The organism is Streptomyces sp. NPDC029159 (genome assembly GCF_055564055.1).
Genome location: NZ_JBVHWT010000003.1, coordinates 1 through 23,501, shown reverse-complemented (window position 1 = coordinate 23,501; position 23,501 = coordinate 1). Strand labels below are relative to the sequence as shown.

At 73.1% G+C, this 23,501-nt stretch carries 25 protein-coding genes; 14 read left to right on the top strand and 11 right to left on the bottom strand.

From position 1 onward, the window contains the following. The first annotated feature begins 52 nt into the window (after positions 1-52). The 4 genes from ACZ4U4_RS07125 (at position 53) to ACZ4U4_RS07110 (ending at position 3,795) form a co-directional block, all read left to right on the top strand. Positions 53-1,192, top strand: coding sequence for a hypothetical protein (locus ACZ4U4_RS07125; protein WP_467869848.1), 1,140 nt, complete (start codon positions 53-55; stop codon positions 1,190-1,192). Between the two features lie 122 nt (positions 1,193-1,314). Beyond that, positions 1,315-1,980, top strand: a complete 666-nt coding sequence (msrA, locus tag ACZ4U4_RS07120) for a peptide-methionine (S)-S-oxide reductase MsrA (RefSeq protein ID WP_467869846.1) — start codon at positions 1,315-1,317, stop codon at positions 1,978-1,980. Positions 1,981-2,486: 506 nt separating this feature from the next. Continuing rightward, positions 2,487-2,903: a hypothetical protein gene (locus ACZ4U4_RS07115; protein WP_467869844.1), complete on the top strand. Its 417-nt coding sequence runs from the start codon at positions 2,487-2,489 to the stop codon at positions 2,901-2,903. Positions 2,904-3,543: 640 nt separating this feature from the next. Further along, a complete protein-coding gene (locus ACZ4U4_RS07110) occupies positions 3,544-3,795 on the top strand; it encodes a S41 family peptidase (RefSeq protein WP_467869842.1) in 252 nt (83 codons plus the stop codon). 110 nt (positions 3,796-3,905) lie between these two features. Here ACZ4U4_RS07110 and ACZ4U4_RS07105 read toward each other — a convergent pair whose 3' ends face one another. Continuing rightward, a complete protein-coding gene (locus ACZ4U4_RS07105; protein WP_467869840.1) occupies positions 3,906-4,481 on the bottom strand; it encodes a DUF5919 domain-containing protein in 576 nt (191 codons plus the stop codon). 281 nt (positions 4,482-4,762) lie between these two features. Here ACZ4U4_RS07105 and ACZ4U4_RS07100 point away from each other — a divergent pair, with 281 nt between their 5' ends. The 3 genes from ACZ4U4_RS07100 to ACZ4U4_RS07090 all read left to right on the top strand — a co-directional run bounded on the left by ACZ4U4_RS07100 (position 4,763) and on the right by ACZ4U4_RS07090 (position 7,134). Beyond that, positions 4,763-5,425, top strand: a complete 663-nt coding sequence (locus tag ACZ4U4_RS07100; RefSeq protein WP_467869838.1) for a hypothetical protein — start codon at positions 4,763-4,765, stop codon at positions 5,423-5,425. Positions 5,426-5,575: 150 nt separating this feature from the next. Then, positions 5,576-6,223 (top strand): GNAT family N-acetyltransferase, encoded by a 648-nt coding sequence (locus ACZ4U4_RS07095; protein ID WP_467869836.1) that lies wholly within the window; start codon positions 5,576-5,578, stop codon positions 6,221-6,223. A 146-nt stretch (positions 6,224-6,369) separates the two neighbouring features. Next, the gene (locus tag ACZ4U4_RS07090; RefSeq protein WP_467870890.1) at positions 6,370-7,134 is read left to right on the top strand and encodes a GNAT family N-acetyltransferase; all 765 of its coding nucleotides are present in this window, start codon (positions 6,370-6,372) and stop codon (positions 7,132-7,134) included. Between the two features lie 36 nt (positions 7,135-7,170). Here ACZ4U4_RS07090 and ACZ4U4_RS07085 read toward each other — a convergent pair whose 3' ends face one another. Next, positions 7,171-8,361 carry a DUF2786 domain-containing protein gene (locus ACZ4U4_RS07085; RefSeq protein WP_467870887.1) on the bottom strand — a complete coding sequence of 397 codons (1,191 nt, stop codon included), beginning with the start codon at positions 8,359-8,361 and terminating at the stop codon, positions 7,171-7,173. A 343-nt stretch (positions 8,362-8,704) separates the two neighbouring features. Continuing rightward, positions 8,705-9,118, bottom strand: coding sequence for a MerR family transcriptional regulator (locus ACZ4U4_RS07080; protein ID WP_467869834.1), 414 nt, complete (start codon positions 9,116-9,118; stop codon positions 8,705-8,707). Between the two features lie 120 nt (positions 9,119-9,238). Between ACZ4U4_RS07080 and ACZ4U4_RS07075 the strand changes: the two genes are divergently transcribed. Next, positions 9,239-10,312, top strand: coding sequence for an alkene reductase (locus ACZ4U4_RS07075; RefSeq protein WP_467869832.1), 1,074 nt, complete (start codon positions 9,239-9,241; stop codon positions 10,310-10,312). Positions 10,313-10,388: 76 nt separating this feature from the next. Here ACZ4U4_RS07075 and ACZ4U4_RS07070 read toward each other — a convergent pair whose 3' ends face one another. Then, positions 10,389-11,687 carry a L,D-transpeptidase gene (locus ACZ4U4_RS07070; RefSeq protein ID WP_467869831.1) on the bottom strand — a complete coding sequence of 433 codons (1,299 nt, stop codon included), beginning with the start codon at positions 11,685-11,687 and terminating at the stop codon, positions 10,389-10,391. 344 nt (positions 11,688-12,031) lie between these two features. Continuing rightward, complete coding sequence (locus ACZ4U4_RS07065) at positions 12,032-12,379, bottom strand: hypothetical protein (protein WP_467869829.1); 348 nt, start codon at positions 12,377-12,379, stop codon at positions 12,032-12,034. A 107-nt stretch (positions 12,380-12,486) separates the two neighbouring features. On the opposite strand from ACZ4U4_RS07065, the gene ACZ4U4_RS07060 reads away from it, so the two are divergent. After that, the gene (locus tag ACZ4U4_RS07060) at positions 12,487-12,825 is read left to right on the top strand and encodes a hypothetical protein (RefSeq protein WP_467869827.1); all 339 of its coding nucleotides are present in this window, start codon (positions 12,487-12,489) and stop codon (positions 12,823-12,825) included. Positions 12,826-12,874: 49 nt separating this feature from the next. On the opposite strand, the gene hutH is transcribed toward ACZ4U4_RS07060, so the two are convergent. The 5 genes from hutH to ACZ4U4_RS07035 form a co-directional block, all read right to left on the bottom strand. Beyond that, positions 12,875-14,413 (bottom strand): histidine ammonia-lyase, encoded by a 1,539-nt coding sequence (gene hutH, locus ACZ4U4_RS07055; protein ID WP_467870884.1) that lies wholly within the window; start codon positions 14,411-14,413, stop codon positions 12,875-12,877. Between the two features lie 197 nt (positions 14,414-14,610). Further along, complete coding sequence (locus ACZ4U4_RS07050) at positions 14,611-15,855, bottom strand: GGDEF domain-containing protein (protein WP_467869825.1); 1,245 nt, start codon at positions 15,853-15,855, stop codon at positions 14,611-14,613. Between the two features lie 239 nt (positions 15,856-16,094). Further along, a complete protein-coding gene (locus ACZ4U4_RS07045) occupies positions 16,095-16,883 on the bottom strand; it encodes an enoyl-CoA hydratase/isomerase family protein (RefSeq protein WP_467869823.1) in 789 nt (262 codons plus the stop codon). Positions 16,884-17,011: 128 nt separating this feature from the next. Further along, positions 17,012-18,274, bottom strand: coding sequence for an adenylate/guanylate cyclase domain-containing protein (locus ACZ4U4_RS07040; protein ID WP_467869821.1), 1,263 nt, complete (start codon positions 18,272-18,274; stop codon positions 17,012-17,014). Between the two features lie 188 nt (positions 18,275-18,462). Next, positions 18,463-19,407 (bottom strand): biotin--[acetyl-CoA-carboxylase] ligase, encoded by a 945-nt coding sequence (locus tag ACZ4U4_RS07035; protein WP_467869819.1) that lies wholly within the window; start codon positions 19,405-19,407, stop codon positions 18,463-18,465. Positions 19,408-19,537: 130 nt separating this feature from the next. Here ACZ4U4_RS07035 and ACZ4U4_RS07030 point away from each other — a divergent pair, with 130 nt between their 5' ends. From ACZ4U4_RS07030 to ACZ4U4_RS07015, 4 genes are all read left to right on the top strand, one after another. Then, positions 19,538-21,127 carry an acyl-CoA carboxylase subunit beta gene (locus ACZ4U4_RS07030; protein WP_467869817.1) on the top strand — a complete coding sequence of 530 codons (1,590 nt, stop codon included), beginning with the start codon at positions 19,538-19,540 and terminating at the stop codon, positions 21,125-21,127. A gap of 32 nt (positions 21,128-21,159) precedes the next feature. Then, positions 21,160-21,366: an acyl-CoA carboxylase subunit epsilon gene (locus ACZ4U4_RS07025; RefSeq protein WP_467869815.1), complete on the top strand. Its 207-nt coding sequence runs from the start codon at positions 21,160-21,162 to the stop codon at positions 21,364-21,366. Between the two features lie 142 nt (positions 21,367-21,508). Beyond that, the gene (mmpB, locus tag ACZ4U4_RS07020; protein WP_345089951.1) at positions 21,509-21,637 is read left to right on the top strand and encodes a morphogenic membrane protein MmpB; all 129 of its coding nucleotides are present in this window, start codon (positions 21,509-21,511) and stop codon (positions 21,635-21,637) included. 143 nt (positions 21,638-21,780) lie between these two features. Further along, a complete protein-coding gene (locus ACZ4U4_RS07015; RefSeq protein ID WP_467869813.1) occupies positions 21,781-22,392 on the top strand; it encodes a Maf family protein in 612 nt (203 codons plus the stop codon). 65 nt (positions 22,393-22,457) lie between these two features. On the opposite strand, the gene ACZ4U4_RS07010 is transcribed toward ACZ4U4_RS07015, so the two are convergent. Beyond that, entirely contained in the window at positions 22,458-22,913 is a 456-nt protein-coding gene (locus ACZ4U4_RS07010) for a hypothetical protein (protein WP_467869811.1), read from the bottom strand. Between the two features lie 492 nt (positions 22,914-23,405). Between ACZ4U4_RS07010 and ACZ4U4_RS07005 the strand changes: the two genes are divergently transcribed. After that, positions 23,406-23,501 (top strand): biotin carboxylase N-terminal domain-containing protein (locus ACZ4U4_RS07005; RefSeq protein ID WP_281179312.1); only part of this gene is annotated, 96 nt, incomplete at its 3' end.

Here is a 23,501-nt window from a genome sequence, read left to right as displayed (position 1 = left end):
ACCCCGCCCGTCCGCCGCTCCGCCCGCCCTGCCTCCGACCGGGACACACCTCATGGACGCTCTGCTCGTACTTTTCGCCGCCACCGCGTTCGGCGGTCTCGTCCTCCTGCCCTGGCTGCGGCGCCGCAGGGCCGCCGGGCAGTTCCGGCAGCAGGGGCCACCGCAGGTCTCCGACCCGGTGGCGGGTTACGGCTTCGTCCCGCTCGACTCGCTCGACGTCCGCCTGCCGGGCCCCGACGAGGAGCTGGAGCACGTCCTCGCCGAGATCCGGCGCAGCCCCGACTGGCGCCCGGCGGCGGCGCTGCTGCGGGCCACCCCGGAGGACGACGAGCGGCGCTGGCAGCGGGTCCAGACGCTGGCCGGGGCGGCCGCCTTCGAGCTGGCACGGGAGCAGGACGCCCCGGATGCCGCGCCCGGGGCGCCGCGCAGCGGCGGGGTGTGGCTGCGGCGCTGGCGGCTGGAGGACCCGAAGGACGCCGGGGGCGCGCAGACGCACGCCCAGTTCCTCGTCCTCCAGGCGCTGCGGGACCCGGGGTCGGAGGACTTCCGGATGATCCTGGAGGAGGCCCGGACGGTCTGCGGCGAGGCGGCCCTGCTCGCCCCGGGCAGCCCGATCCCGTACGTCATCGAGCTGGCCGTCGCCCGGGGGCTGCACGACCGGCCCGCCGACTACGCCGAGCTGTGGGAGAAGGTCGCCCGCCGCGCCCCGCACCACATGGGCGCGCACCTCGCGGCGCTCCCCTACTGGTCGCAGAAGTGGCACGGCTCCCGCGAGGAGGCGGAGGCGTTCGCCGAGCGCGCCGCCTCCGGCGCCCCCAAGGGCAGCCTCCTGCCGGCCCTGCCCCTCTTCGCCGTCTACGAGCACCTCCCCGAGGCCAACATGGTCCGCGGCCTGTACCAGAGCGCGGTGATCGAGCGGGCCGTCGAGGGCGCCCACTACGCCCTCCGCGAGGCCCCCGCGGACCACCCGATGGCGCCGCACGTCCGCCACCTGCTGATCTGGTTCCTGGTCCGCGCCGAACGCTACGGCGAGGCCCTGGACCAGCTGCGCGAGGTCGACGGCCACGTAGGCGCCGTCCCGTGGTCCTACGGCCACAGCCCCGCGGCGGAGTACGCGGCCTACCGCGCCCTGGCCGTGGCCGGCTGGGAGCGGAGCGGGGGGACGGCTACGGGGGGTGTGCGGCCGGAGTGAGGGCGGGCCGGGGGCTTTCCCCGGAATGCCACCGCCCCGTCCGGTGTTGGAGCTGAGGCCACGGTCCTCACGGCAGGCGGCCGCCTGCCACCACCCGCCGTCGACCCCGGAGCCTGATCTCGATGCTGTTCTCCCGCTTCAAGAACCACCTCCCGAGCCCCGAGGAAGCCCTCAAGGGCCGCCCGGAGCGTGAGTTCGCCGTGCCCGAGCGCCACACCGTCCTCGGCACCTGCCTGCTCGGCCCGTACCCGGAGGGCACCGAGATCGCCGACTTCGGCCTCGGCTGCTTCTGGGGCGCCGAGCGGAAGTTCTGGCAGACCGAGGGCGTCCACACCACCCTCGTCGGCTACCAGGGCGGCCACACCCCGAACCCGACGTACGAAGAGGTCTGCAGCGGCCACACCGGCCACACCGAGGCCGTCCGCGTCGTCTACGACCCGGCGGTCGTCCCGTACACCGCACTCCTGAAGCTCTTCTGGGAGTCCCACAACCCGACCCAGGGCTTCCGCCAGGGCAACGACGTCGGCACCCAGTACCGCTCCGCCGTCTACACCCACTCCCCCGCGCAGCAGCAGGCCGCCGAAGCCTCCCGCGACGCCTACGCCGAGGTCCTGCACTCCCGCGGCTACGGCGACATCACCACCGAAATCCTGCCGGCGGCTGATCTCCCCTTCTATCCGGCCGAGGGGTATCACCAGCAGTACCTGGACAAGAACCCGGCGGGGTACTGCGGGATCGGGGGGACGGGGGTTTCCTGCCCGGTCGGTGTGGCTGAGGCGGACGGCTGAGCTCCCTTCACTGCCCGGCAACGTCTCGGCACTCCTTCCGCAGCCATGACACCCCGGAGGGAGCCGGAGTGCTCTTCTTCGCCGCGGACGGCAACCTGTCCTACCTGGGGGTGTACTCCGTCTCCGATGTCCCGTCGAGACGTGGCCTGGCCCGCGCTCGCTCACGCTCGATTCCGATCACGTGCCCCACACCGGGTAAACACGGGAGCCTCTTCACGGACACCAGGTGGGGCCCATGGCGGAGGCAGTCTTGCGCAAGCAACTGGTGACACCAGGTGGGGGTGGCACCGGCCGACGGCTAACGGCTCGGGACCGCACTGAAGGCGTACCTCCGCGGTGCATACGTAGATTGCCGCTGTCCGCGGGCGCGCGTTCTCACGAGCTCGGGGCAGGTTTTCGAACCACCCTGCCTCGAGCTCATGGCGCGTCAGCCGTCTTGGAACCCGTCTCGGCCATAAGCCGCAGAGCGAGCGTGGCTCGTCCGGCCCCTCGCCACGGTTGAGGGCATGGCAACTTCGGGGGCTGGGAACAGCCGGTTCGGTGGTCTGGGGCAGTGGTGGGGCGTCTTGGCCGGCGGTGTACTCATCGCCGCGTGGATCAACAGAGCTGCCGGGCCTGCGGTGATCATCGGCCTGTCCGCCGTCGTTCTTCTCTGGTCCTTCTTTCACGCACCAGTGACGTGTGGGGCCCCGGTCAGAGGGCGGAGCGACGGCTGCCGCAACAACGCGACCGGCCTCCTCATGGGCTGCCATATCCGGCAACACCGTTGGCAAAAACTCAGGATGCTGATCGTTCGGCGGCAAGTGCGCGCGTTCTGTTCCGGACTGTTCTCGGACGGCAAGGCGACACTCGTCACACTCGCAGCAGTAGGCAGCTTCCTCTCTGGACTTGTCGCGTTGGTGCCTGGGGTGGCCGTCCAGTGAGCGGACCCGGCAGAGGGGTGCAGTTTTCCCGTTGCAGGCGACTCGCCGGGTGTCCCCCGCCCCGGCCGCACAGCCCCACCCTGGCCGCGCCGACTTGCCGATGACACTCCCGCCCGCCCCTCCCGGTGGGGGTTTCCCCCCGTGTGCTCGGGCCCGGCAGCCGGATTCCGGGCCGAGCCTCCTTCTCAGATCCTGGAGCGACGGACTGAGGAAGGCCGACGGGGAGAAGCAACATGCGCATCAGAGGTGGAGCAGCGACCGAAGCACGTACCGGGCACGGTAGCGGTCGAGGGCGCAGGAGCACGGCGGTCGCGGTGCTGCTCGCTGTGGCGGCCGGTGCCGTGATGGCCGGGGGTCCCGTCGCCGCCGCGTCGTACGGAGCCGACCGGCTGGACGGGGTGTGGCGCACCGACGGGTACGGGACCGTGTACGCCCTTCATGACGGGTGGCTTCAGGAGTACCGGACGACCACCACGAGCTGCCTGCCCGGCGCCACCGCCCACCGCACGAGCGGCAACGGCGGCAGCAACACCGGCAGCGGCTCGGTGATCTACACCGGCGACGACGCGACCGTCTACCGGATACGCCCCGGCGCGGGCGGCACCCGCGCGACCCTGCACCTCGACGGCTCGGTCCCCTCATGCAACGCCCGGGCGACACCCTCCGGATCGGCCGGAACACCCAGGGCGTCTTCTCGGACGTCCTGGAGCGCACCCTCCCCAACGGCTGGACCTTCGGCCTGCCGAACGAGGAGTACCTCACCCCGTCCGGCACCACCTTCGACGGCCCTGGCATCCCTCCGGACCTCCGCACCGGCAACTTCCTCCAGGAGGTCGCGACGGGCGACCGGGACTCGGCCTTCACCTGGGCTGTTGCGGTCCTGGGGCGGTAGGGCCGGTAGCGGCTCGTACCGGCGCCGAGCGTGGCCCACTTCCGTGACACCCGGGCTGGGCACGCACGGCCGCGCGGAGCGTCATACGTGCCTATGGCGCCCCGCCCCACTCAGACAGCCCTCCCCCGCCCCCACAACTCCTCCGCATGCTCCGCGAACCGGTCGAACATCCCCCCGTCCCCCTGGCGGCGGAAATGCAGCAGCGGCGAATCATGGCCCGCCAGCCGGGCCAGATGGGGTGTGACCAGCGCGTCCTGGTCGAAACGGAAGACCGACAGCGACACATGGTTCATGGCGTCCGCGGCATCGGAGAACCGCGCCTCGACGCCCGGTGTCGCGGACAGCTTCGCCAGATGCTCCAGCGTGATCCGGATACGCGTGGAGACCGACAGCGCCACCCCCTCGATCCGCTCGCGCTCCCGGGTGACCTCGCCCTCCGGATCGCCGAGCAGGAACCGTACGCGGCACCCCTGCTCGGCCTTGCCTCGCAGGGTCTCCACGAACGCGGGTTGATCCAGCCACAGGAAGTAGTTGGTGTACCCGGCCAGAAAGATGTGCTCCGAGGCGGCCGCGACCTGCTCTCCCCAGACCGACGAGGGGCAGGCGGAACGGTACGGATAACTCCGCACGAGTTCGCCGCCGGCGCCCGCCTTCGCTCTGTTCCGTACGGCCTTGGGCCACAACATGTCTGCCTCAACTCCCAACGCTGCTGCGGTGTCTTCCCTGTTTCTGGCATGAGGGATCAAGGCATCGTCGGCCAGCCAACGTTCGACCGTCTTCCCCGTCACCCCCACGCGCAACGCCAGTTGGCGTGCGGAGACACCGGCGTCAGCCATAGCAGTACGTAACGAACCGTTCAAGATGCCCTCCGTGGACATTTGGGCGTTCTTCAAGGTACCGCCGCGATGCCCCAAATCACCCTTCTCACGGGAAGATTCGTCCCTCACGGGTGACGAACCTGGTGGCCATGACGACCGACAGCGGGTTCGCCCCGCAACACCGTGAAGGCTTCTCCCGCCAGGCACCCCGGTCAGGTCCGGTCCCCTACATCACCCGGTGGAGTGCGGAGCAGCATCCGCCCCTACGCATGGTGGAGAAACGCGGAGGCATCGGTTACGCCGACGAGAAGCCGTACGACCGTGACACCCGGGGCGTGCTGTGGTCCCGCACTCCGTCCCTGCCGGGAAAGGGCCGTCCACAGTTCGGTGAGGTGCACGCCCTGAGGCAGCACCGGGCCATGACGGAGCTGCTCTGCCAGGTGTGCGGTGGCCCCGCGGACCGCAATGCGGACGGTGTGCTCTGGCTGCTGGGCGAAAACTCGCACGACCGCGCGTCCTGGCCCGCAGAGCTACTGACGACCCACCCGCCGCTGTGCCGGCCCTGCGCAGCCGTGTCCCTGCGCGCCTGCCCTCATCTGCGGGCGGGGTGCGTGATGTTGCGTGTCCGAGCCTTCCACCCGGTCGGTGTGCGCGGCGCCCTCTACCGTCCGGGGGCTACGGCGCCGGCTCCGGTCCGGGCGGTGGGTGTCGCCTACGACGACCCCAGGATCCGTTGGGTGCGAGCCGGGCAACTCATCGTGCGGCTCGATGACGTGGACGTGGTGAGTCCTGCGTCGTGGGATCACGGGTGACGTAGTTCCCTGCCACTCGGGGAACACCCTCCGTGGGATCATCCGCCTTCCGCGGGATGAGAACGGGCGGGCCTGCCCACGGATTTCGCGTCTTCCTGCCCACCGGAAATTGGTGGCCGGCACGTCACGGAGAGGGAAGAATCCCTGGTCATGACCTTACTGACCCACTGGCCGCTCGCCGGGCTGCGGTTGTCCACGCCGCGGCTGGAGCTGCGGTTGCCGGATCCGGACGAGCTCGCCGCGTTGGCTTCGTTGGCCGCCGAGGGGGTGCACGATGCGGCGGTGCAGCCGTTCACCGTGGCGTGGACCGATGCCGGGCCCGAGCAGCGGGCGCGGAGTGTCCTCCAGTACCACTGGCGCAGCTTGGGCGCGTGGCAGCCGGAGGACTGGGAGCTGAACCTGGTCGTCGTACGGGACGGCACCGTCGTGGGGACGCAGGGCATCAGCGCCCGGGACTTCTCGGTCCGCCGTGAGGTGGACACCGGCTCCTGGCTGGGCAGGGCCCACCACGGCCAGGGCCTGGGCACCGAGATGCGTGCGGCCGTCCTCCATCTGGCCTTCGCCGGGCTCGGTGCGCAGTACGCCGTCTCCGGGGCGTTCGCGGACAACGCGGCCTCGCTGGCGGTGTCGCGCAGGCTCGGCTACGAGGACGACGGCGTGGAACGCCATGCCGTACGCGGCGAACCGGCCGTACTGCGCAGGCTCCGCCTCACCGCCGAGCGGTGGCAGCAACACCGGTCGGTCCCCGTGGAGATGGCGGGGCTGCCGGAGTGCCTGCTGTGGTTCGGGGCGGTGTGAGGGCGTAGCGGCTGCATCGCATGTGCAGGTCGCCGGCGCGACGCTGTCGGTGGACGACCAAAATCCCGTGCGGTCTCCGCCTGACCGTGCTGTGCTCATGTGCCATGAACACCCATCTCCTCAATGAGGCCGACTTGACGGACAGGATGGAGAGGAACCTGGCGGAGCACGCCTGTCACCTGCATCGGAGCATGACCGGTGCGGCCGTCACGGAGACCGGTGATCTCCTGGTCGCCGACAGCGGCTTGGACGACGACACGTTCAACATCGTTGCCGCGGCCCGCTTCACCGCCGCCACCGCACCGGCACGTATCACCGAGACCGCTCGGGCGCTGGCGCGGACCGGCCGCCGCTTCTCCTGGTGGGTGGGGCCCGCCTCGACACCACCGGACCTCACCGCCCGCCTGGCAGCGGCCGACCTGCCGGCGTCCGAACGCGAGACGGCCATGTGGGCCGAGCTGGACGACACCCTGCCACCGCCCGCCGTCCAAGGGCTGGACATCCAAACGGTGGTCACACCCGAACAGCTCGCCGACTACGCCGCGGTTCTCGCTGCGAACTGGGACCCGCCTGCGGACACCGTGTGCCGCTTCCTCGCCCGAGCGGCCTCGCAGGCGCTGGCCGCGCACTGCCCGGCCCGGTACCTGGTCGGCTATGTGGAGGGCCGTCCGGTCTGTTCGGCCGAAGTGTTTCACCACGCGGGGGTTGCCGGGATCTACAACATCTGCACCCGCGCCGCCCACCGCCGCCGTGGCTACGGAGGCGCCATCACCCTCGCCGCACTCCGCGTGGCCCGCGACCGGGATCATCACATCGCGGTCTTGCAGGCGTCAGCCGACGGCGAGCCCGTCTACCGGCGCCTGGGTTTCCGCTCCTGTGGCCAGTTCACCGAACACACCGTCACCCCCTGACCTCTCGAACCCCACGAGCCCCCCACCCTGTGCTCCTCACCCCTCCCCCCACCGCGCCCGATCCGCCGCCGCCCGCCCCTGGTGCCACCCCTCCGCGTCGTTCAGGCCGCGGAGGCGGACCGGCGCCGTGTCCGGGAAGAGCGCACCGGTGGTTTCCTCGACGGCCAGGGCGCGGGCGGCGAGGACGGGGAGGAGGCCGGCGGCCGTTCCGGCGCCTCCGGTCGTCGTGGCCTCGGTGGTGGCCGTCTCGGTGGCGGTGGTCAGGCAGGTGCGGACGCGGTCGGCGTAGGCGACGAGGAAGGTCTGGCGGAAGTCGCGGGTGCGGCGGGCGCGGCCGCGGGTGTGGTGGGCGTCGGCGGCGCGGTGCATGGCGGTGGTGGCCTGGAGGAGGAGGGAGGTGTAGAGCAACTCCGCGGCTTCCAGGTCGGGTTCGTAGCCGACGAGGGTGGAGAAGGCGGTGTCGGAGGACCAGACGGCCTGGCAGCGGTTGGCGGTGGCGACGGCGTCGAGGAGGAGGGCCTTGGCCTGTTCGTACGGGCCCTCGATGCCGATGCGGATCGCGGTGGGGCCGCCGCTCGCCGCGTCGGCCCCGGTCAGCAGGGCCTCGTCGATGCTGTGCCGGGCCATCAGCTCCTGGGCCTTGGCGGACAGCGCCTCGGCCTCCTCGGCGTAGCCGGTCGCCTCGGCCTTGGCCAGCAGGCCGCGGATCCGGCCGAGGGCGCGGGAGGCGCCGGGGGACGCGGCGCGCGCGGCGGGCGGCGGGGCGGCCGGGAGCGGGGCGAGGCGCGGCAGCCGGGCGAGGGCGCGCAGTGCGAGAAGGACGGTGTAGACGGTCTCGAAGCGGGTGGTGCGGCGGCGGGCGGCGAGCGCGTCGAGGTAGCCGCCGTCGGAGGGCCACCAGACCTCGGCGCCGAGCCGCCGCAGCTGGGCGTCCCAGCGGTCGGTGGCGGTCGGCGGGCGGGGGCCGCGGCGGGCTTCGGCGGCGATGGCGTCCACGACCGGCCCGACGTGTGCGGGGTCGGTGGCGTCGCGGCGGATGATCCGTTCCAGGTCGGCGGGTTCCCAGCCGCCCGCCCAGCAGCGGCGGACGGCGTCGGTGGCGGCGCGCAGGAGGGCGGCGGAGACGGCCTCCCCGCCCTCGGGGGCGGCGGCGAGCCGGGAGGCGCCCGCCTCGGCGGCGTCCTCGGCGGGCCCGCCGTCGGCGGCATAGCGGACGGCGCCGAGGATCTCGCCGAGCAGGGCGTCGGCGCCCGGGGCGCTGGCGTCCCGGACACCGGCGCTCCGGGCGCCGCCCGCACCGGCATCCCGACCACCGGCGGCCCGGCCACCGTCCGCACCGGCATCCCGGCCCCCACCCGCGCCGCCGCCCGTACGGGCCCGCCGGCCGCCACCCGCACCAGCCCGCTGGTCGGCCCCCGTACGGGACTGCCGGTCGCCGCCCGCAGCGCGTCCCGGCCGTTCCCGGCGACCGCCGTCGCTCCCGGAACGCCCGTCCCCGTCCACCCGCCCGCTCTCCATACGCCCACTCACCAGGTCACTCGCCCACTCGCCCGCTCACCCACTCACGCGGTCACTGTACGGAGGACCCGCAGGCACCGGCGGCCGCGTCGTCCCCCTGGCCCGTCCGTAGCTGCTCGCGATAGGTGCGTGCCGTGGCCATCACCGTGTCGAGGGCGTCGCGGGTGCGGATGAGGTCGGTGATGTGGGCGGTGAGGCGGTCGCGTTCCTGGGCCATCCGGATCAGGGCGGAGTCGGAGTTCTCCGCGCTGGGCGCGTCGGCGCAGGGCAGCAGTTCGGCGATGACACGGCTGGAGAGGCCCGCCGCGTACAGCTGCTGGACGAACAGGACCCGCTCGACGTGGATCTCCTCGTAGTGCCGCTGGCCGCTGGGGCTGCGCACGCTGTGGAGCAGGTCCTGCTCCTCGTAGTAGCGCAGGGACCGGACGCTGACGCCGGTCCGTGACGCGAGTTCCCCGATTCGCACGACAGCCTCCACCCCGCCTGTGACCTGCGCCACGACGCTTGCCTCTCACATAGATGTCAGGTTTTAGCGTAGCCGCCGTGCCCGATGCGCGGGCACCGCAGGTTACGAAGGAGCCCGGACGTGACAACTCTTTTCTCCGGTTACCGGTTCGGCGGACTGACGCTCCCCAACCGGGTGGTGATGGCCCCGATGACCCGGGTCCGGGCCGCCGCGGGCGGGCTGGCGACACCGTCGATGGCCGCCTACTACGCCCAGCGCGCCACGGCCGGGCTGCTCATCAGCGAGGGGGTGCAGCCGAGCCTGATCGGGCAGTCCAACCCGGGGACGCCCGGGCTGTACACCGACGAGCAGGTCGCCTCGTGGCGCCCGGTGACCGACGCCGTGCACACCAACGGCGGCCGGATCTTCGCCCAGATCATGCACGGCGGCCGGGTCTCCCACCCCGAGACCATCGGCACGCAGCCGGTCGGCCCCTCGGCCGTCCCCGCCGTCGGCAACGTGTTCACCCCGTCCGGGCGGCAGCCCGCTCCGATGCCGCGCGCCCTGGAGACCGCCGAGGTGCCCGAGCACGCGCGGTCGTACGCGCTGGCCGCCCGGCGCGCGGTCGACGCCGGCTTCGACGGGGTGGAGCTGCACGGCGCCAACGGCTATCTGATCTCGCAGTTCCTGTCGTCCAACGCCAATCTGCGGACGGACCGTTACGGCGGGCCGGTGGCGCACCGCATCCGGTTCGCCGTCGAGGCGACCGCCGCCACCGTGGAGGCGGTGGGTGCGGCCCGGACCGGCATCCGGTTGTCGCCGGGCACCCATTTCTGGGGCGTCGAGGACCGCGACGTACCGGAGCTCTACACCGCCCTCCTCGCCGAGTTGGCCCGCCTCGACGTGGCGTACGTCCATCTGGAGGCGACCGCCGACGAGGAGCTGCTGCTCGCGCTGCGCCGGTCCTGGCCGGGCGCGCTCATCATGAATCCGACGCTGCCGATGGAGCCGAAGCAGACCGGGCGGGCGGACGCCGACCGCTGGCTGGGGCTCGGCGCCGACCTGATCAGCTTCGGCCGCGCCTTCATCTCCAACCCCGACCTCGTCGAGCGGTTGCGTGCCGGTCACCCGCTCGCGCCCGCCGACGAGGCGACGTACTACGAGGGCGGGGACCGGGGCTATCTGACGTATCCGGCCTACCCGTACGCGGCCTGACGCGGCCCGGGAAACGGCGGAGCGGCGACCGGTCCGTGCCGGTCGCCGCTCAGAGGTGCTCACGCCCCCAGGGGCGTCAGGAGGCCGAGCCGCCCAGGGCGCTGCCCGCCACCCACTGCTGCCAGCTCATGTTCCAGCCGTTGAGGCCGTTCTCCGGCTTGATGGTGCGGTCCGGGGAGTTGACGACCTTCACCACGTCGCCGATGAGCGAGTGGTTGAAGAACCAGGCGCCGTCCGTGGACGGGTCGCCCGCGCCCTTCGCGTCCGGCAGGCCGATGCAGCCGTGGCTGGTGTTGACGTTGCCGAAGATGCCCTTGCCCCAGTAGTTGCCGTGGATGAAGGTGCCGGAGGTCGACAGGCGCATGGCGTGCGGGACGTCGGGGATGTCGTACTCGCCCTTGCCGTCGTTGTTGGTGAAGCCGACGGTGGAGCCGTCCATGCGGGTCTGCTCGTACTTCTCGGAGATGACCATCCGGCCGTTGTAGGTCGGGTGGTCGTCGCTGCCGGCCGAGATCGGGATGGTCTTGATCGTCTTCCCGTCGCGCACGACCGTCATGAGGTGGGTCTTCGCGTCGACGGTGGAGACCTGGGAGCGGCCGACGTGGAAGTGGACGGTCTTGTTCTGGATGCCCTGCACACCGGGCGACGCCTGCACACCGCCGAGGGCGAGCTTCACGGTGATGTCGGAGTTCGCCTTCCAGTACTCCTGGGGGCGGAAGTCGAGGCGGGTGTCGTCGAACCAGTGGCCGACGACCTTCTGGTTGCTGCTGGCGGCGACGGTGATCGCGGACTCGACGGCCTTCTTGTCCTTGACCGCCTTGTCGAAGTGGATCGAGACCGGCATGCCGACGCCGACGGTGGCGCCGTCCTCGGGCGTGAAGTTGCCGATGAAGCTGTTCGCCGGGGAGACCGTGGTGAAGGTGGAGTTCTCGACCGCCTTGCGGCCCTCGGAGTCCACGGCGTGCGCGGTGATCTTGTACTTCGTCGCGCGGCTGAGGTCCTGCGAGGGCTTCCAGGACGAGCCGTCGGCGGCGAGCGTGCCGGCGACGGTCTTCTTGGACTCGACGGCGGTCATGGTGACCGAGGTGAGCTTGCCGCTCTTGACGGTGACCTTCGCGTCCTTGCTGATGCCCGCGGTGGACGAACCGTCCTTGGGGGTGATCTTGATCTTGGCGTGTGAGGCGTCCTGCGCCGCGGCCTCGTCGACCTGCCGGGCCCTGTCGTGCGCTGGGGTGGCGGCGCCGCCCGCGTGACCGTCGCCCCCCACGCCGCTCGCACTGCCGCACGCCGAGAGCACGACCACGCCCCCGGCCAGCGCGGCGGTGGCTATGAAGCCCTTGCGGCGCTTGCTGTCCGTCATCACACGCGTCTCCATTGATCGGATAGGAATCCCCGAGCAGCAGACCGGGTGCAGCCTCCCCGGCCGACGTCCAGGAAACGCCATTTTCCCCGCGCCACGCGCCGGATCCGGACAAAGTGTGGGCAACGACACCCAACGCGGGCACACACCCTGGAGCCCCCGTGGATCAAGGCCCGACGCCGCCTCGGGCCCACGATTCCGGGCCCGTACGGGGTACGCCTCCGCCCTCTCGGGGGAAGAAAATCGGCCCTCGTACGACGGGTGTCGTACGAGGGCCGTGCGGGGCGCCGGGGCGGGGGCACGGGGGCTCCCGGAGGGGCGCGCGGACAGCGGTCACGCTCCGTGCGGGCGGGGCCGGATCAGACCTCCTCCTCGACGGGGACGACATCGCTCGCCAGCTCCCACTCGTCGGCGTCCCACGCCGCGTCGGGGTCGTAGTCGGCCCGCTCCTCGCAGCTCCAGGACGCCTGCGCGAGGGTCGTGCCGGGGACCGCGGTGACCAGGTCGGACGGGTCGACGAGGTGGGCCAGCGCCTCGGCCGGGTCCTCGCGTACCGCCTCCTGGGCCTGGTGGCGTCCGCCGTCCGGGAGGGAGGGGTCGGCGGCGACGTGGTCGAGCGCCGCGGCGGTCAGCAGATCGGAGTCGGTGACCTCCAGGACCAGTTCGATATGAAGCCGTACAAACCGTGATGTCTCGCCATTGTTCATGGGACGGAGGGTAAGCACTGCGGGGCCTGACTTTCCCGCGACCCGCGGCGGTCATTAACATCTGAGGTCAGCGGCCAATTCGCCGGACCTGCAAGGGGGATTGTTCTGTGACCGCACGCCGACCACTGCTGACCGCCGCAGCCGCGGGGTCGGTGCTGATCGCCCTGTGGTTCGTCCCGTCCGCACATGCGATCGTCGACGCCCCCGACACCGGCCCGCGGACCACCGCCGCCACCGTCCCGAACGGCGGAACCCGAGCCTCCGATGCGGTGACCGCCGATCGGAGCGCACCGGGGCCGCACCCCGACGGCGCGTCCGCCCACTCCCTCGCCGACACCGGCTCCCCGGACACCACGCCGTACGTCATCGGCGGCGCCGCCTGCCTGGCCCTCGGCGCCGGACTGGTCAGCTACTCGGTACGGCGCAGCAACGGCGGGGCGCTCTAAGGCGTACGGGTACGGTGGCCGCCCCCGGGGACGGCCACCGTGGTCGTACTTACGCCAGCGGGCCGGTGACCGTCTCCGCTGCTGTGATCAGCGCGCCGGAGCGGACGAACGCGCAGGCGCGCTCCAGGTCGGGGGCGAGGAAGCGGTCGCCGCCGGGGCCCGCGACACCGGCCTCGCGGGCCGCGGCCACGACGGCGCGGGTGGCGGGCGACAGCCGGTCGCCGTCCCGCAGTTCCACCGCGCGGGCCGCCGCGTACAGCTCGACGGCGAGGATCCGGGCGAGGTTGTCGACGGCGGTGCGCAGCTTGCGCGCCGCCGACCAGCCCATGGAGACGTGGTCCTCCTGCATCGCGGAGGACGGGATGGAGTCGACGGAGGCGGGCGCCGCCAGCCGCTTCATCTCGCTGACCAGCGCCGCCTGCGTGTACTGAGCGATCATCAGACCGGAGTCGACGCCCGGGTCGTCGGCGAGGAAGGCGGGCAGACCGTGCGAACGGTTCTTGTCCAGCAGCCGGTCGGTACGGCGCTCGGCGATGGAGCCGAGGTCGGCGGCGGCGACGGCGAGGAAGTCCAGCGCGTACGCGACGGGCGCACCGTGGAAGTTGCCGTTGGACTCGACCCTGCCCCCTGGCAGGACGACGGGGTTGTCGACCGCCGCGGCCAGTTCGCGGTCGGCGACCAGCCGGGCGTGGGCGATCGTGTCCCGGCCGGCGCCCGCGACCTGCGGGGCGCAGCGGACCGAGTAGGCGTCCTGGACGCGCGGCGCGTCGTCCTGGTGGTGGCCGGTGAGCCCGGAACCGGCCAGGATCTTGCGCATGTTGGCGGCGGCCGCGGCCTGGCCGGGGTGCGGCCGGATGGCGTGCAGCTCGGGCGCGAGGACCTTGTCGGTGCCGAGCAGCGCCTCCAGGGAGAGCGCGGCCGTGATGTCGGCACCGGTGTAGAGCCGGGCGAGGTCGGCGCAGGCCATGACCAGCATGCCGAGCATCCCGTCGGTGCCGTTGAGGAGCGCCAGGCCCTCCTTCTCGCGCAGGGCGACGGGGGCGATGCCGTGCGCGGCGAGGAGGTCGGCGGCGGGCGCCACGGTGCCGTCGGGGCCCTCGGCGTCACCCTCGCCCATCAGCGTCAGCGCGCAGTGCGACAGCGGCGCGAGGTCGCCGGAGCAGCCGAGCGAGCCGTATTCGTGGACGCGCGGGGTGATGCCGGCGTTGAGCAGCGCGGCCATGGTCTCGGCGACGACGGGGCGGACGCCGGTGTGGCCCGAGGCGAGGGTCTTCAGGCGCAGGAACATCAGGGCGCGGACCACCTCGCGCTCGACGTAGGGGCCCATTCCGGCGGCGTGCGAGCGGACGATGTTGCACTGGAGGCGGGCGCGCAGATCGGGGCTGATGTGGCGGACGGCGAGGGCGCCGAAGCCGGTGGAGACGCCGTAGACGGGGTCGGGCCGGGCGGCGAGGTCGTCGATGACGGCACGGGAGGCGGCGACGGCCGTGAGGGCGTCCTCGGAGAGCGCGACCCGGGCGGCGCCGCGGGCCACGGCGAGGACGTCCTCGGCGGTCGCGCCGGACGTCCCGAGCACCACAGTGTGCATATCCATATTCACGAACAGTAGAGAGTGAATCTGGGGATGTCACCACCCCGCGTCCCGCCGCCCCCGCGCCACCCCGGAGCCCCAACCGTCACCTGCGGCCCGGCCGTTACGAGGTCGGACCACCGGCCTCCGGTACAGGCCGGGGCCCGCCCACGACCGGGGCACGCCACCCCGCACCGGCCCCCACCTGCGGACCTTCACCTGCGGAACCGCCGACGCTCCGTCCCCGGCCGCCGCTCCGGCGTATCCGCGAGGCGGACGATCGGATCGTCCGCGCCGCCGTGCCGGCCCGCCACCACCGGCTCCCGGGCGCGGGCGGCCTTCGCGCGGTACTGGGCGGCGTCGGCGAGGCGGAAGAGGCGGCGGGCGGTGCGGACCGGGCCGATCGGGTCACCGGTCGACGCGACACCGACCGCGACACCGTCCCCGAGCCCCAACTCCGCGGCCCGTACGCAGAGTTCGGCGGCGACCTCGACCACGTCGTCGGGCGGCGGACCGACCGCCAGGAGGCAGAACTCGTCGCCGCCGAGCCGGGCGGCGAGCGTGCCGGGCAGCCGTGCGCCGCAGAGCGAGAGGATCGAGCCGAATCGTTCCAGCAGCCGGTCGCCGACCGCATGGCCGCGGGAGTCGTTGACCTGCTTGAGGCCGTTGAGATCGCAGACCACCAGGCTGACCACGGCCGCCTCCCGGCGGTGCGCCTCCAGCGCCTCGTCCAGCCGCATGTCCACGGCGCGGCGGTTGGCGAGCCCGGTCAGCGCATCGGTGAAGGCCAGCCGCCGCGCCTCCGCCAGCCGCTCGGTCTGCGCGATCCCCGCGGCGGTCACGGCGGCCAGCACCGTCGCGAACTCCGCGTCCGCCGCCCCGAACACCGGCTCCCCCGCCGCCCGCGCCACGTACAGCTCGCCCCACGCCCGCCCGCGCAGCACCAGCGGCGCCACCACGCAGCAGCCCCGGCCCCGGCGGCGCAGCGCCGCCACCCGCCGCCGGTTGGCGCTGCCGGTGTACCCGCCGCCCTCCGGCGCCACGGCCGTGACCTGCGCCGGGGCGGAGAGCGGCGCGCCCTGGGGGCGGGCCGCCGCGGGCACCGCCGCCAGCGGTGCGCCGCTCGTCGCGCAGGGGCCGTCGGCGCGCTCCACCCAGGCGTCGGGGCCACCACCGGGCGTCCGCCGCTCGTGCGGGAGGCCGACGATCTCGGGGAACTCGTGCACCGGGTACGACTCGTCCTCCGGGAATTCCCGCTCATCGCCGACGAGTTCCCCGACGTTGACCAGCACCCGCAGCTTGCCCCGTTCGCGCTCCCATTTCGAGAGCGCGGCGAAGGAGCCCCCCAGGGCCAGCCGCACGCTCTCCGCCGCGGCGTGCGCGGATTCGCGTGGTGTGTGCGCAGCCGCCATCGCCTGCGCCAGCTCCACCACGGCCCGCAGCCTCGCATCATCCGTCACCGGGCCCTCACATTCCGTCACCGTGAGCACACTCTGTACTACAGCGTAGGAATGTTTAACCCGTTTCGCCCCTTACGCGCGACTCCCACACGGAGAAGCCATCGAGGTCGTCCTCACCCACGGTGATCTGCGCCGCCCATGGCGACGGCGGGGCGGACCGGGCGCGAGGCGGCGGGCGCCGGGGGCACGGAGCGGCGGGCCGGGCGCCCCCGCGCGGCGCCGCGCCCCGGGCCCGTGTCTCACTCCCCGGGCCAGTCCGGGTCCCGCTTCTCGTTGAACGCCGCGACGCCCTCGGCGCGGTCCCCGGAGAAGGCCACGGTGCGCCAGGCGGCGTCCTCGACCTCCAGCCCGGCGCGCAGGTCGAGACCGTGCCCCAGCCGCATCGCCCGCTTCGCGGCGCGCAGCCCCACCGGCGAGTTCCGGGCGATCCGCCCGGCCAGCTCCAGCGCCTGGTCCCGGTCCGCGCCGACGTCCGTGAGCTGGTCGATCAGCCCCAGCCGGACGGCCTCCTCGGCGCGCACCCGGCGCGCGGTGAAGACGAGTTCCGCGGCGCGCGCCGCCCCCACCCGGCGCGGCAGCAGCTGCGTCCCGCCGCCGCCGGGGATGACGCCCACCGACACCTCGGGCAGCCCGACCACCGCACTGCCGTCCGCGACGATCAGATCGCAGGCCAGCGCCAGCTCGAAGCCGCCGCCGAGCGCGTAGCCGTGCACCGCGGCGACGGTGGGCTGCGGCAGCTCCAGGACGCCGGTGTAGGCGGCGCGGGTGCGCGGACGCTGGCGCCGCAGGTCCGCGTCGGTGAAGGAGTTGCGCTCCTTGAGGTCGGCGCCGACGCAGAACGCCCGCTCATGGGTGGAGGTGAGGACGACCGCCCGTACGGCGGCGTCGGCGGCGAGCGCGGTGCACGCCTCGGACAGCGCGTCGGCCATCGCCGTCGAGACCGCGTTCATCGCCTCGGGCCGGTCCATGACCAGCTCCGCCACGTAGCCGTGCCGCTCCACGCGGACCCATTCGCCGAACCTCTGCATACGACCCTCCCAGTGTTAACGACCGTTGATTCGGTTCCGCCGGGATCATGCCAGCTCGGGACGGGCGGGAACAGGGCCGACCGGCCCGAAAAGGACACGCGGGCACCCGGGCCGTCCGGGCGCCCGCCTCACCCGCGCCGGGTCAGCTGCCAGGGCTCGATGACGCCCAGCCCACGCACCGGGCGCTGGTACATCGGCTGGAGCGCGAAGCGGTACGTCGGCAGGTCCGGTGTCAGACCGCTCGCCGCCGCCTCCGCCGCCGCCTTCTCGGCCGCCGCGGCGGCCGCCTCGGAGACCGGGGCCTCGCCGGTGCGGCCCAGCTCCTCCGCGAACGCCTGGTCCACGAAGACGGCGTCCTTCGGCGCTATCGACGTCAGCCGGCTGGCCAGATTGACGGTCGTGCCGAACACATCGCCCATCCGCGTCGTGACGGTGCCGAAGGCGATGCCGACGCGCAGCTCCGGCATGGTCTCGTCGTGCGTCATCGTCTCGATGAGCCGCAGCCCGATCTCGGCGGCGACCCCGGCGTCGTCGGCGGAGAACAGCACCTCGTCGCCGAGCGTCTTGATCAGCCGGCCGCCGTGCGCCGCGACCAGGTCGGAGCAGGTGGTCTCGAACGCCTCGACCAGCTCGCCCAGCTCCTCCTCCTCAAGGCGCCGGGTCAGCCGGGTGAAGCCGACCAGGTCCGCGAAGCCGACGGCGAGCCTCCGGTCGACCATCTCGTCGTCGTCCTGCGCCCGCACGACGCGCCCGGTGGCGGCCGCCAGCTGGCGCCGCCAGACGTACACCAGGAACTCCTCCAGCTCCGGCAGGAGGAGTTCGACCAGCGGATAGGTGATCTCCGTACGGGTCATCCCGGAGTCCTGGGGCTCGGTGAGGCCCTCCAGGAAGGAGTCGATCTGCCAGTCGGCGAGCCGGGCGGTGGTCTGGCCCGTGGACCGCGCCACCTGGACGGCCATCGCCTCGCTCAGCAGCCCGGCCTCGACGAGACCGGCCAGCCGCCGCAGCGCCAGCACATCGGCCTCGGTGAGCGCCTTGACCTGCCCGATGTCGGCGAAGCCCATGGCGCGCCAGAACCGGGCCGCCAGATCCATCGAGACCCCGGCGCTGCGGGCCGCCTGGAACGGTGTGTAGCGGCGGTCGGCGCCCAGGATCAGCTGTTCCAGGCGGATGGCGATGGTGTCGTCGGAGTCGGCGACCCCTGCGCCCGGTGCGGTCGGCGTCCCGGAGCCCGCCGCGGGCGGCGGCTCGTCCGTGGCCGCGGGGGTCGCCGCGCCGCCGGAGCCCCGCTCGCCGGGGCCGTCGTCGGATGCGCCGTCGCCGGAGCCCGTGGCGGGTCCGTCCGGCGTGGCCGCGCTCTCGGGCGGTCCGCCCGCGTCGCCGGCGGTCACCGCCCGCTCCCTGTCCGCTCCCTGCGCACTGCCCTTCCGATCACTGCTCGCCGGTGGCCCGCTCCCCGGCGGGCCGCCTCAACGATACGGCAGGTGTGCTCTGGCTCACTCTCCCGTGCCCGGTCGGAGCCGTCCGGCCGGCGGCACCGCTCGGCGTTTCGGTCACCGGCGCCACCCCGCGGGACCGGTCAGCTGTAGCCGCCACCCTCCGTGTCCGGCCGCAGATGGACGATGTCCCCGGCGCCCACCGGCTGCTGCACACCGTCCTCGGTCGCGAGGATCAGCCGCCCGTCGCCGTCGAGGGCCACCGCCTCCCCGCGGAGCGCCCGGCCGCCGGGCAGTTCGGCGCGGACCGCGCGCCCCAGGGTGGCGCAGCCCGCGGCGTACGCCTCCTGCAGCCCGCTGGCCGCCGGGTCGCCGTCCGCGTCCTGCCAGGCGGCGTACCAGGTCTCCAGGGAGCGCAGCACGGCCCGCAGCAGGGTGTCGCGGTCGGTGGTGTGCGCCCCGGCCAGGGCGAGGGAGGTGGCGGTGGGCACCGGCAGCTCGTCCTCGTGGAGCGACACGTTGAGGCCGATGCCGAGGACGACGCCGTCCCCGGCGCGCTCGGCGAGGATGCCGCCGGCCTTCCGCTCGGCGCCGTCCACGGTCAGCAGGACGTCGTTGGGCCACTTGAGTGCGGTGTCCACGCCCGCCGCCCGGGAGAGCGCGGTGGCGACGGCGACCCCGGCGAGCAGCGGCAGCCAGCCCCAGCGCTCCAGGGGGACGCGCGGGGTCAGCACCACGGAGACGAAGATCCCCGAGCGCGGCGGCGCGCTCCAGCGGCGATCCAGGCGCCCGCGGGCCGCGGTCTGTTCCTCGGCGACGAGCACGGTGCCCTCGGGCTCACCCGCGGCGGCGCGCAGCGCGAGGTCGGTGTTGGTGGAGCCGGTGGCGTCGACGACGTCGAGCGCGGTCCACAGCGAGCCGGGCCGCAGCAGCGCCCGCCGGAGCGCCCGGACGTCGAGCGGCGGCCGCTCCAGATCGCTCCAGCGGCCGCTGCCGGACGCGGCGGACGCGCCCGACGCGCCGGGGCCGTCCCCGGGCTCCGGCGAGCGGCCGTCTTTGTCCTGGTTTTCCGGCGGTTGAGGTGTCATGGGACCACCCTAGGTGTGGTCAACGACGCACTGCCGCGGAGCACCCCCGCCGATACGCTACGAAGCGGTAGCAAGGCCGTACGTCCCCCCGTACGCGCACCAGTCCAGGACGAGCAGGAGCCGCATCCCGATGTCCGAGCCGGAAGCACACCTCACCACCACCGCGGGCAAACTGGCGGATTTGCAGCGGCGGATCGACGAAGCCACGCACGCCGGTTCCGCCCGCGCGGTGGAAAAGCAGCACGCGAAGGGCAAGTTGACCGCGCGTGAGCGGATCGGCCTGCTCCTCGACGAGGGCTCGTTCGTCGAGCTCGACGAGTTCGCCCGGCACCGCTCGACCAATTTCGGGCTGGCGGACACCCGCCCGTACGGCGACGGCGTGGTCACCGGCTACGGCACGGTCGACGGCCGTCCGGTCGCGGTGTTCTCGCAGGACTTCACGGTCTTCGGCGGCGCGCTCGGCGAGGTCTTCGGCGAGAAGATCGTCAAGGTGATGGACTTCGCGCTGAAGAACGGCTGTCCGGTCATCGGTATCAACGACTCCGGCGGCGCGCGCATCCAGGAGGGCGTGGTCTCGCTCGGCATGTACGGCGAGATCTTCCGCCGCAACACCCATGCCTCCGGTGTGATCCCGCAGATCTCGCTGGTCGTCGGCCCGTGCGCGGGCGGCGCGGTCTACTCCCCCGCGATCACCGACTTCACGGTGATGGTCGACCAGACCTCGCACATGTTCATCACCGGCCCGGACGTCATCAAGACCGTCACCGGTGAGGACGTCGGCTTCGAGGAGCTGGGCGGCGCCCGCACCCACAACGCCACCTCCGGCGTCGCGCACCACATGGCGTCCGACGAGAAGGACGCCGTCGAGTACGTCAAGGCGCTGCTGTCGTACCTGCCGTCCAACAACCTCTCCGAGCCGCCCGCCTTCCCCGAGGAGGCGGACCTGGAGACGTCGGACCACGACCGCGAACTGGACACGCTGATCCCGGACTCGGCGAACCAGCCGTACGACATGGTCGCCGCGATCGAGCACATCCTGGACGACGGTGAGTTCCTGGAGGTCCAGCCGCTGTACGCGCCGAACATCCTCACCGGCTACGGCCGCGTCGAGGGCCATTCGGTGGGCATCGTCGCCAACCAGCCGATGCAGTTCGCCGGCACCCTCGACATCAAGGCGTCCGAGAAGGCCGCCCGCTTCGTGCGGACCTGCGACGCGTACAACATCCCCGTCCTGACCTTCGTGGACGTGCCCGGCTTCCTGCCCGGCACCGACCAGGAGTGGGACGGCATCATCCGCCGCGGCGCCAAGCTGATCTACGCCTACGCGGAGGCGACGGTCCCGCTGATCACCGTGATCACCCGCAAGGCGTTCGGCGGCGCGTACGACGTCATGGGCTCCAAGCACCTGGGCGCGGACCTCAACCTCGCCTGGCCGACCGCGCAGATCGCCGTCATGGGCGCCCAGGGCGCGGTCAACGTCCTGCACCGCCGCACCCTCGCCGCCATCGAGGACCCCGAGGCCCAGGACGCCCGCCGCCGGGAGCTGATCCAGGAGTACGAGGACGCGCTGCTCAACCCGTACGTGGCGGCCGAGCGCGGGTACGTCGACGCGGTGATCATGCCGTCCGAGACGCGGCGCCACATCGTCCGCGGGCTGCGCGCGCTGCGCAACAAGCGCGAGTCGCTGCCCCCGAAGAAGCACGGCAACATCCCGCTGTAGCCCGCGCATCACCGTCGCAGGAGGTCGAGACCATGATCAAGGTCGTACGGGGCAACCCCACGCCCGAGGAGCTGGCCGCCGCGCTCGCGGTGGTGCAGGTCCGCGCCGCCGCTGCCGGGAGCGCCGAGCCGGACGCGGCGCCGGTCTCGGAGTGGTCCGATCCGGCGGCGCGCATCCCGTCCCGCCGGACCCCGCACCCGGGCCCGCGCGCCTGGCGCACCAGCTACTGGCCGCGCTGAACCGGCCCCTCGCGGCGGTATGTGAAGTACGCCGCACACGCCGCGTTCGCCCCGGTCGTCCAAGTGCGGGACCCCCGTGCGTACGGGCGCCTGAGTACGCGTACTCAGGCGCCCGCGGCGTCGCGGGCGCAGGATCGGAACCATGCTGTGGTCAGATCCGCCCGACGAGCCTCCCGAGGAGCTGCGCCATGCGCAAAAACGGCTCCGTCGGCTGGGCCTGGTGATGGCGGTGGCGTCGATGCTCACCATGGTGTTGGTGGCCGGGCGCTGACGTGTAATCGTTCCCGCTGACCGGAGCCGGGACCGCTCCACCACCCTGGACGCGCAGCGGCCCGCGGATGGTTCCACCGCCCGTCCCCCGCGGTTGTCCACAGGCCCCGCCGCTCCGCTGCGCCGCTCCGTACGATGGCGGGCATGACCGAAGAGCCCCGCCCCCGCCGTCTCGTCCTCGCCTCCCAGTCGCCCGCGCGCCTGGGCCTGCTCCGCCAGGCCGGGCTGGCCCCCGAGGTGATCGTCAGCGGGGTCGACGAGGACGCCGTCACCGCACCCACCCCCGGTGAGCTGGCCCGCGTGCTGGCCGAGGCCAAGGCCACCGCGGTCGCCGCGCGCCCGGAGGCCGCCGGGGCGCTCGTCATAGGGTGCGACTCGGTCCTGGAGCTGGACGGCCGGGCGCTGGGCAAGCCGGTCGACGCCGAGGACGCCACCGCCCGCTGGAAGTCGATGCGCGGCCGCTCCGGCGTGCTGCAGACCGGCCACTGCGTCATCGACACCGCGAGCGGCCGCCGCACCTCCGCCACCGCCTCGACCACGGTCCGCTTCGGCGAGCCGGACGACGCCGAGATCGCCGCCTACGTCGCCAGCGGCGAACCGCTGTACGTCGCCGGTGCGTTCACCCTCGACGGCCGCTCGGCCCCGTTCATCGACGGCATCGACGGCGACCCGGGCAACGTCATCGGCCTCTCCCTCCCGCTCCTGCGCCGCCTCCTGGCGGAGCTGGAGGTCCGCCTCACGGACCTCTGGGCGTGAGAGGGGCGAAGGGTTAGGGGCGGCGGGCCGCCGGGTTCACACCGCGGCGCCCGCGACCGCCGGGCTCACACCGACGTGGGCGCCGCCGGGGCCGGGCCGTCCGGCTCGGTCCGGACGTCCGGGGCGGCGGGCCGCTCCTCGTACGCCACCAGCGTCAGCACCAGCAGCGCCAGGACGACCATCAGCGCGGCGAAGGCGGGCCAGCCGACCATGCCGACGGAGAAGGCGCCGAGGACCGCGTGCACCACCGCGCAGGCGATCAGCGCGATCCGGGCGAGGGTGCCGGGCGGGCGGTCGCGGAGGGCGGTGCGCAGCAGCACGGCGGCGCAGCCGAGGAGGTAGAGCGCGGCGAGGGCGCCGGCGACCAGGGCGCCCGTGGTCATCGCGCCGGGCCGCAGCCCCGCCAGGGACATCTGCTGCCGGTCGACGACGATGCTCAGGATCCAGTTCAGCAGGACGATGCCGCCCGCCTCCAGGATCAGCACCACGGCCGCCACCACCGCCACCGGTCTCCGCGCCACCGCCGCCACCTGCTTCCGTCCGTACCGAGCCGCCCTTGCCGGCGGGCCGTACGCCCGCCGCCGTGCCCCGCGCGCCGCGGGCCGTGCCTGTTACCGCGAGTACAGAAGACAGCGCGCACGCTACTAACGGGTAACGGCGGGGGCAAGAGGTGTGCGCACCCCGAATGGCGGACGGCCGACGCGCCGCGCGGGCGATCGCGGGCGCCGCTCCGGGCGCAAACTTTCCTTCGCCCATTCGTAGGGACTCCACAAAGAATTGACGGTCCGCCGCGCGTGGCGGCGCAGAGACCTAGACCACACGGAGGAGCCCGCCCGCCGCCGTGAAACCGGGCCTACCCTGGGCTGTCAGGGGGCTCCGCACCCTCACTGGCGCACGTGCCACGCTCCGTGTGGGGAACGTCACCTCGGGGAACGGGTCGGCATGCGGTGTCGCCAGTCCCTAAACTCGCTGCGTTCAGTGTGTTGCGGCGTAGCGCCAAGGAAGGACCCATCGTGCGCAAGGTGCTCATCGCCAACCGTGGCGAAATCGCTGTCCGCGTAGCCCGTGCATGCCGGGATGCCGGAATCGGGAGTGTGGCGGTCTACGCC

What these genes read in the sequence shown, in the direction of transcription:
- ACZ4U4_RS07125 (WP_467869848.1), top strand. Translation starts at nt 53, where the DNA reads ATGGACGCTCTGCTCGTACTTTTCGCCGCCACCGCGTTCGGCGGTCTC.
- msrA (WP_467869846.1), top strand. Translation starts at nt 1,315, where the DNA reads ATGCTGTTCTCCCGCTTCAAGAACCACCTCCCGAGCCCCGAGGAAGCC.
- ACZ4U4_RS07115 (WP_467869844.1), top strand. Translation starts at nt 2,487, where the DNA reads ATGGCAACTTCGGGGGCTGGGAACAGCCGGTTCGGTGGTCTGGGGCAG.
- ACZ4U4_RS07110 (WP_467869842.1), top strand. Translation starts at nt 3,544, where the DNA reads ATGCAACGCCCGGGCGACACCCTCCGGATCGGCCGGAACACCCAGGGC.
- ACZ4U4_RS07105 (WP_467869840.1), bottom strand. Translation starts at nt 4,481, where the DNA reads ATGTTGTGGCCCAAGGCCGTACGGAACAGAGCGAAGGCGGGCGCCGGC.
- ACZ4U4_RS07100 (WP_467869838.1), top strand. Translation starts at nt 4,763, where the DNA reads ATGACGACCGACAGCGGGTTCGCCCCGCAACACCGTGAAGGCTTCTCC.
- ACZ4U4_RS07095 (WP_467869836.1), top strand. Translation starts at nt 5,576, where the DNA reads ATGACCTTACTGACCCACTGGCCGCTCGCCGGGCTGCGGTTGTCCACG.
- ACZ4U4_RS07090 (WP_467870890.1), top strand. Translation starts at nt 6,370, where the DNA reads ATGGAGAGGAACCTGGCGGAGCACGCCTGTCACCTGCATCGGAGCATG.
- ACZ4U4_RS07070 (WP_467869831.1), bottom strand. Translation starts at nt 11,687, where the DNA reads ATGGAGACGCGTGTGATGACGGACAGCAAGCGCCGCAAGGGCTTCATA.
- ACZ4U4_RS07065 (WP_467869829.1), bottom strand. Translation starts at nt 12,379, where the DNA reads ATGAACAATGGCGAGACATCACGGTTTGTACGGCTTCATATCGAACTG.
- hutH (WP_467870884.1), bottom strand. Translation starts at nt 14,413, where the DNA reads ATGCACACTGTGGTGCTCGGGACGTCCGGCGCGACCGCCGAGGACGTC.
- ACZ4U4_RS07045 (WP_467869823.1), bottom strand. Translation starts at nt 16,883, where the DNA reads ATGCAGAGGTTCGGCGAATGGGTCCGCGTGGAGCGGCACGGCTACGTG.
- ACZ4U4_RS07035 (WP_467869819.1), bottom strand. Translation starts at nt 19,407, where the DNA reads ATGACACCTCAACCGCCGGAAAACCAGGACAAAGACGGCCGCTCGCCG.
- ACZ4U4_RS07030 (WP_467869817.1), top strand. Translation starts at nt 19,538, where the DNA reads ATGTCCGAGCCGGAAGCACACCTCACCACCACCGCGGGCAAACTGGCG.
- ACZ4U4_RS07025 (WP_467869815.1), top strand. Translation starts at nt 21,160, where the DNA reads ATGATCAAGGTCGTACGGGGCAACCCCACGCCCGAGGAGCTGGCCGCC.
- mmpB (WP_345089951.1), top strand. Translation starts at nt 21,509, where the DNA reads ATGCTGTGGTCAGATCCGCCCGACGAGCCTCCCGAGGAGCTGCGCCAT.
- ACZ4U4_RS07015 (WP_467869813.1), top strand. Translation starts at nt 21,781, where the DNA reads ATGACCGAAGAGCCCCGCCCCCGCCGTCTCGTCCTCGCCTCCCAGTCG.